5 protein-coding genes, 1 pseudogene and 1 other annotated feature are annotated in these 7,089 nt (G+C 60.3%); of the genes and pseudogenes, 3 read left to right on the plus strand and 3 right to left on the minus strand.

Features of this window, described 5'->3' with window-relative positions:
• Positions 1-1,054: pseudogene (locus AC1DXK_RS29405) on the minus strand (IS3 family transposase); the annotation flags it as partial.
• Positions 654-770 (minus strand) — a sequence feature (AL1L pseudoknot). Its footprint overlaps the pseudogene before it by 117 nt.
• Positions 1,055-2,061: 1,007 nt before the next feature.
• Positions 2,062-2,796 (minus strand): aquaporin Z, encoded by a 735-nt coding sequence (aqpZ, locus tag AC1DXK_RS29410; protein WP_477299607.1) that lies wholly within the window; start codon positions 2,794-2,796, stop codon positions 2,062-2,064.
• Between the two features lie 1,135 nt (positions 2,797-3,931).
• On the opposite strand from aqpZ, the gene AC1DXK_RS29415 reads away from it, so the two are divergent.
• The 3 genes from AC1DXK_RS29415 to AC1DXK_RS29425 all read left to right on the plus strand — a co-directional run bounded on the left by AC1DXK_RS29415 (position 3,932) and on the right by AC1DXK_RS29425 (position 6,059).
• Positions 3,932-4,276: a GCG_CRPN prefix-to-repeats domain-containing protein gene (locus AC1DXK_RS29415; protein ID WP_456685259.1), complete on the plus strand. Its 345-nt coding sequence runs from the start codon at positions 3,932-3,934 to the stop codon at positions 4,274-4,276.
• A gap of 143 nt (positions 4,277-4,419) precedes the next feature.
• The gene (locus AC1DXK_RS29420) at positions 4,420-4,707 is read left to right on the plus strand and encodes a hypothetical protein (protein WP_456685260.1); all 288 of its coding nucleotides are present in this window, start codon (positions 4,420-4,422) and stop codon (positions 4,705-4,707) included.
• Between the two features lie 1,091 nt (positions 4,708-5,798).
• On the plus strand, positions 5,799-6,059 hold the full coding sequence (locus AC1DXK_RS29425; RefSeq protein ID WP_456685261.1) for a hypothetical protein: 261 nt from the start codon (positions 5,799-5,801) through the stop codon (positions 6,057-6,059).
• Positions 6,060-6,947: 888 nt separating this feature from the next.
• On the opposite strand, the gene AC1DXK_RS29430 is transcribed toward AC1DXK_RS29425, so the two are convergent.
• Positions 6,948-7,089, minus strand: a 142-nt coding sequence (locus tag AC1DXK_RS29430; protein WP_477299608.1) for a transposase, incomplete at its 5' end; no start/stop codon positions are given.

Consider the following 7,089-nt stretch of genomic DNA (forward strand, 5'->3'; position numbering starts at 1 on the left):
GCCTTGAACAGGCCGATGATCGTCTCGGCGAGGGCGTTATCGTACGAGTCGCCGACGCTGCCGACGGACGGTTCGATGCCGGCCTCAGTGAGGCGTTCGGTGTAGCGGATGCTGACGTATTGCGAGCCGCGGTTGGAGTGGCAGACGAGGCCACTGCCAGCGAAGGGGCAGCGCTCGTGAAGGGCCTGCTCCAAGGCATCGAGCACGAAGTCCGCCCGAGCCGAGGACGACACCCGCCAGCCGACGATCCGGCGGGCGAAGGCGTCGATGACGAAGGCCACGTAGACGAACCCGACCCAGGTCGCCACGTAGGTGAAGTCGGCGACCCATAGCCGGTTCGGGCACTCGGCCTTGAACTGCCGATTGACCCGGTCAAGCGGGCAGGTCGCGGCTGGATCGGGAGCGGTGGTGCGGACCCTGCGCCCTCGGACGACACCGGCCAGGCCCATCGCTCGCATCAGCCGGGCGACCGTGCAGCGCGCCACCGCGATCCCCTCGCGGGCGAGTTGGCGCCATACCTTCCGGACCCCGTAGACGCCGAAGTTGGCCGCGTGCACGCGCCGGATCTCGACCATCAGCATCGCATCGCGCTTGGCCCGAGCCGGCAGCCTGCCGGGATCAGCCCGCCGTGCGGCATGGGCGTGGTAGGTCGACGGGGCGATCGGCAGCACCCTGCAGATCGGCTCGACCCCGTAGGTCTCCCGGTGATCGGCGATGAAGGCAATCATGACCGGAACCGGCGGTCGAGCTCCGCCTGGGCAAAATACGCCGACGCCTTCCTCAGGATCTCGTTGGCTTGCCGGAGCTCGCGCACCTCCCGCTCCAGCGCCTTGATCCGCTCGCGCTCGTCGCTCGTTGGTCCAGCTCGCCCCCCCCCTCGATCGCGTTCGGCCTGGCGCACCCAATTGCGCAGCGTTTCGCCCGAGCAACCGATCTTGGCCGCGATCGACTGGATCGCAGCCCATTGCGAGCCGTGCTCGCTCTCGTGCTCCCGAACCAGCCGGACCGCCCGCTCGCGAACCTCAGGGGAAAAGGGTGGAGTATGCTTCGTCATGGCTCCAGTCTCTCAAGAGTTGGAGCCTCCGAAAATCTCGGGGCGGTTCATCTGGGCACGCCCGAAACGACCTTCGCACGCGCTATAATCACCGCTTCAAGATCGGTAAAACTGTTCCCGAGTTCAGTGCCGCCCCCAGTTGCATGCACCTGAGGAGGAAGGCGTTTCATCCCGTGGAGGGCTGGTCCGTGAGGATCGTTGCCATCGTGTGCAAGACTGTAACGACTGCCCTTCGGCGATCGGACAACCGCAGCTTCACGAGCATGGGGCCAAACAAGAATATAGACGCAAAATAGGCCCGGCTCGGGCGAAGGCCCCGTCAGCCAATGCACTGGCACAATCGCTCGAACCGGAGTTTTGATTCTAATTCAAAATAACGGGGCATTATAGCTGTCATTTTATATGCGTTTGTATAAAAGATCCTGAATCATCCCAAAATTTACACCTTATATTATTTAGAGCAAAAGCGGAGTCAATCGAAAGTGTGTCTGGAACGGTTTCGCCTCACTTGCTGCCGAGGTGATTTTCTGCGCCCTGTGCTTTATCATCTTCTTACGGTTTGGTTTTACAATTAGGGAGATAGATATGAGAATGCTAGGTACCCATTTTATGCTGGCTGTTGGCATGTTTCCAGCCGCAGCACTCGGCCAACAGTCACCTGTTCGTGAGGCTCTCTAACAGAGCTGCACCGGCGACTACGTGGCTCAATGTAGTCTTATTTCCCCAGGCGGACCCGAGATCGAAGTGTGCTTCCGGGTCAACGTCAATCAACTATCGCTCGGCTGTTCGGCCGCTATTTCGAATTATAAGCGCGATCAGAAGTCGATGAGAAAGGTCAGCGTGGCCCATTGAGGGTTTGATCTCCGGGCATTCCCGGAAGAGGTCCGCCTCTCATCATGTCCTCTCTTGAGCGCGCGGCGTTGAGGCCCTCAGCCCGCTATGCAGCCAAGCTGTGGAGAGCGTGAGGGCCGGACGAACTGCAGTTTCGGAGCCGTCAATAGGAAGGCTCACTCTGCCGGGGCGGCCGGTGCTATGCCGGTAATCTGAGCCGCGGGTTGCTCGCTTAGCCAGCGGTAGAGCATTCCGCCCAGCGCGCCACCGACCATCGGGGCAACCCAGAACAGCCAGAGCTGTGCTATCGCCCAACTGCCGGCGAACAGGGCCGGCCCCGTGCTGCGCGCCGGGTTGACCGACAGGTTCGTCACCGGAATGCCGACGAGGTGAACGAGCGTCAGGCAAAGCCCGATGGCCAGAGGCGCGAAGCCGACCGGCGCCTTGCCGTGCGTCGCCCCCATGATGACGAAGAGGAACATCATCGTGAGCACCACCTCGACCAAGAGGCACGAAAGCAGTCCGTAGTGGCCCGGCGAGTGCTCGCCGTAGCCATTGGCGGCAAAGCCCTTCGCAAGGTCGAACTCCGGCGAGCCGCTCGCGATGGCGTAGAGCAGCGCCGCGGCAGCCGCGCCGCCGATGACCTGTGAAACCACGTACGGAGCGATGTCGCGGGTCGGGAAGCGCCCGCCCGCCGCAAGCCCGATGGTGACTGCTGGGTTGAGGTGACACCCCGAGATGTGGCCGATGGCGTAGGCCATGGTGACCACGGTCAGGCCGAAGGCGGCGGAGACCCCAAGCAGGCCGATTCCGACCTGCGGGAACCCGGCGGCGATGACGGCACTGCCGCAGCCGGCAAAAGTGAGCCAGAAAGTGCCGATCGCCTCGGCGCTGCACTTGCGGATGTCCATGCTTGGCTCCTCTGCCCAGAGAACGAACTGGACCGGCTTAATCGGTGGGCTACGAACATTCTGGGCAGATCCGTGGTGCGGAGACACGCAGGATCAACGATCTCAGCAAGCTCCCGACTTCTGCAAACCTTCAGCCGTCGTGAGGCCGGAACTCATCATTGCGACGGCTGCAGCGATGACACTTGGCGGCGTCAGCGCGTTACTCCGTCGGTCCTGTCGCGCCTCACCACGAGACGCGACGGCGTCCGAGCGCGAACTGCTCCTGAGAGCACGTTCGCCGATCCCAGACGGCGACAAGGTCGGTCAGTTCAGCTGCTCGTATCAGCGGCGCCGGTCGTTCCTGCGGTCGTGCCGATCCGTCCGGCGATCTCCCCGACGATCCATTCCCACGGTCCCGGTCTTGATCACCAAGTCAGAGGCAGCTCCGGCCGCCTCAATCGCGGAATGTGAGTTGCTGAGCGGGGCAGCCTGCGGCCCGCTTCCCAGACCGAGCACAAGCGCCGCAGCGACAGAGAGTCCTGTAAGTCTCAGATACGGCATCATCATCTCCCTCACCTCGTCGCTGGCCTGAAGGCCCCGCCATCCCATCTTCGCACTTCCTGCGTGCGCTGCTTGATCCGGCGAGACACGGCCATTGACATAAGCTATGGGGCAGGGCCGAAGCGGCAGAGCTCACTAAGTGCATTTGTGTGGCCCATTCTCGGAACGCCGGCGTCTGTGCTTGCGCGCGGTCGGCCCAAAAGCCCAAAGCCGGCAAGGAACTCACTACAAGAGCTCATAGTGGTATTGCGCGAGTGGGTTGAGAAAGAAGCTGTATCCGACGCCCAGGCGTTGGCTCCGACAACGGCTGGAGCGCTGCGCTGGCTCCTTCTGGCCTTGTTGAGGCAAGCACCAGCACCAAGCTATCGCCGCCTACCCTTACTGATGTCCTGGACCGCGCCAGTTCAGCGATTGTCGTCCGGTTCAAGCTCGTCGTGAACTGCCGAGCTCAAGCGGATATTTCGGCAACAAGCGTTTACCGCTGTCCCGATTAATCAAGCAGCGTGTGCATATAGTATCCACACTGGACCACGATGTCGTTCGTTGCGGCGTTAACACTTTTTGGCGTGCTTTGGATCACAGTGGAGTGCACGAGATGCGACGCATAAGGCTGTTGGTGTTTGTCGCTCTGTTCCTTGGGAGTTGGCTTAGCCTGGGCGCACTGGAGAAGGGGCGGTTCGGCGTCAGCGTGGCCGAGGCGGCCGGGGGCTGCGGCATCGGCTTTCACCGCGGACCGTATGGCGGCTGCCGTCGGAACGGTTATGGGGGCTACTATGGTGGGCGTGGTGTCTACGGCTACCGGGGCGTTTATGGGTACCGCGCAGGAGCCTATGGATATCGCCGCGGCGGAGTCTACGGCGGGCGACGCGTCGGCGTCTACAGAAGCGGCGGCTTCCATGGCGGCCGAGGCTTCCACGGCGGCCGAGGCTTTCGCCGATAGGTGGCAAAGGCGTCAGCACGCCCGGTCCGGCCGTGGGATCGACAAACGGATGGTTTGAGGCGACCCGTCGCATCAAGCGACCGGCCTGGCGGCACCGCACAATCGCTCAGGCGCTCGCTATGCTGGCGGTTCGGGATAGAACGATGTCTGCCCCTCTGATCATGCCTATAGCGATGGCGGCTATGTTCACGGCCGGCGCCATCCTGATCGTGCATCTAGAGCAACATGCCGAGCACGTCAGAGCCGTGCTCTGGATTACCTACCTGCTCTTGGCCACGTTCGTCGTTCTAGCTATGCTCGATCGCTTGGCCAACGACCACCGAAACCCAGGGGGCGCGATGGCTCAAGTGCAGATTCGGAGATCGCCTACACCGGCATCAGATTTACAGCTGATCGAGTCTAACTGGCGGCCTCTGAAGGCTAATCAGTGAACCTGATTAACGACTTTCTACCAATAAAAGCTAATCAATTGGCGGATCTGATTGCATTATCTCGTCACGTTCGCCGCGCACTTCCTATCCGAGGCCTTACCGAACCCGTTTGCAGACACAGGGTTTCGGACGAACAATAGCGGCGCCGCGGCCTGCACCGACTCGCATATTGCCTAATAAAGCGACCCGCGACACCGATTACAAGGTGGAGCTCTTCCGTGCCTTTTCCAGCAGTATAAGCTCTTCCCAAAATCTCGGTGCAAGTACCGTGTGTTGCGCCTTGTCTACAGGAGCGGTCTTTTTCCATAAATCGTCGTGACCTTCATGAGTTTTCGGTCAACCTTGAACGTGCCTGAGTAGGTTCTGCCGTCTAGCTTGACGTGGATCGAGTGGCCCGGCATGCGAAAATCCTCCCGGCTGCGCGACGAACATCTTAGCAGTACATCGATCTGTGACGTTTTTTCATCACACACGTTATCATAGAAAGACGGAGATGGCGCGCTTGGGAGGGCTCGATGCTTTGCTTCAAGAACGGGCCGTGCAGCAACCGTGATTTGATCAGCGAGGCAATTGGGTTTGATATAGCAAGATTCATCGAGCTCTGTGGATACGATGCGTTCAGAGTGTCCTTCGAGAGATCTCGGCGAGCCCGGGGAAGAGTAAATCAAGCGGAAAAGCTGATATTGACTCAGGTGGCCCTCAAAGTAAGGCAAAGGCGTTTCCAAGAGGCCTCGAGGTTGCCCGTTCAGGCTGAGCTGGCACTACGGGCGAAAGTGCGTAAACCTCGTGTTGTGGGAGCGCACGATCGCGCAGCGTAATATGCTGGCGTCGCCGACCTTCGACCCGGACTGAGAAGCCGATAAGCGTTTCGCGGTTTCCTCACCGCGCGATCAGGGAGCTGCCATGAAGCCCAACGACAAGCACCGCATCGCTATATCGATACCGCTTCGAATTACTGCCCGATTTGAATGCGAGCATTAAGGCAGGGACCGGGCGGCAAGGTGGCAAAAGCTTGACCGTTGTCGGCGAATCTGGTCTATTGACAGCGATGCAGAAGATACAGATTTCATCGCGTCGATAGGGGGCGTACTATGTGCGCGCGCAAAATATTTTATGTCTTCTCCAGAGTTGACCGGACCAACGAGTTCTGTGCCGTTCGGCAGGATCAACCGATCCCCGGTTTTCTGGATGGTGTGAGTTGGGAGCTGTCCCGAATTCTCAATATCCCGGTCGAAAAACTGCTCGGTTTCGATTTAGATGACGCCGAAGCCGCTACGCGGAAATCGGGCGTGTACCACTTCCGGCGGGAATTCAGCTTCGCCTTGAGCTGGAATGATTTGGACGCCGCGTAAGAACGGGTTCGGCGCTCATCGCGTTGCGCCCATTCCGGAGTGTGCAGTCACAATCTGCCAAGCTGCGCACAGGATCGCGGCGATCCAGCGGAGCGCGAGAAGCCCGGCCGCAGCAATCACGGCGAGAATGATACGTTCCTGTCAGGAACGCCTGACCTGGTCCCGAACGGGCGTCGTGAGACCCTGAACAACCGTCGCACCCAATTCCGCCTAATCGACAGTTCTTTGCAGGCGCGGTTCCCGAAATAGTCCGATTCCGCATGCCCGCGGGCATCAATCCACAACGGTCACTCGCTGACGCGCCGCCTGTCCGAGCTGAAGGCGTCACTTCCGCTTCTCCGGGATTATGCCACCGACGAATGGATACGCGTCCTTGCTGCCGGAACCGACTCAGAGCTCTTCAGGCGCCCTGACGAGGCACGCTCAGTGCGCAAGGTACCGGGCCCGTGACAAACCCGTTTTTTGATAGCGACTGCAGCAAAAATTAGCCCGTTCGCAGCGACTTGAGACTCATTGCAGCACTTCCAGCGAGTGCTTCCCGTATAGTAATCTGACAAGCAATGTTGCTAGGCTAATTGAGGAGCTGAAATTAGACGCTCCGACGTTGGTTGAGCATAGAATGGACGGGATGACCGCTGCAGTCGTTGGCGGCGAGCCTGAAGAGGTCATTGAAGCAAGCGCCCGCATCGATGTGAATGAGGTGTTCGTCCAAGTTGCTGGCCGGCAGATGTACGTGTGCGAGTTGTCTATGCCGAGGCGAGATGCCGGACGGGCTGGTCCCGGCAAAACCAGATGGACGAGCCGCCCGGAAGCTAATCCGCAGGCTGCCGAAGCAGCAGGGCATGGCACCCGAAGCGTGGGTTGCGGCCAAGTGCCGTCTAGGGCGTGTCATCGCTTGAGCCAGTCGAGGGCTGCGGCGAGGGACAGGACACCCATGAAGCTTGTGGCGGTTTTCTCGTAGCGGGTTGCGATGGCACGCCATTCCTTGAGCCTCGCCCAGAGGCGCTCGACCTGATTGCGATTGTTGTAG

It is taken from the genome of Methylobacterium sp. P3_A11 (genome assembly GCF_056403155.1).

Bases quoted from the DNA above. Each gene is read 5' to 3' on its own strand.
- AC1DXK_RS29415 (WP_456685259.1), top strand. From the start codon at position 3,932: ATGCGACGCATAAGGCTGTTGGTGTTTGTCGCTCTGTTCCTTGGGAGT.
- AC1DXK_RS29425 (WP_456685261.1), top strand. From the start codon at position 5,799: ATGTGCGCGCGCAAAATATTTTATGTCTTCTCCAGAGTTGACCGGACC.
- AC1DXK_RS29420 (WP_456685260.1), top strand. From the start codon at position 4,420: ATGTCTGCCCCTCTGATCATGCCTATAGCGATGGCGGCTATGTTCACG.
- aqpZ (WP_477299607.1), bottom strand. From the start codon at position 2,796: ATGGACATCCGCAAGTGCAGCGCCGAGGCGATCGGCACTTTCTGGCTC.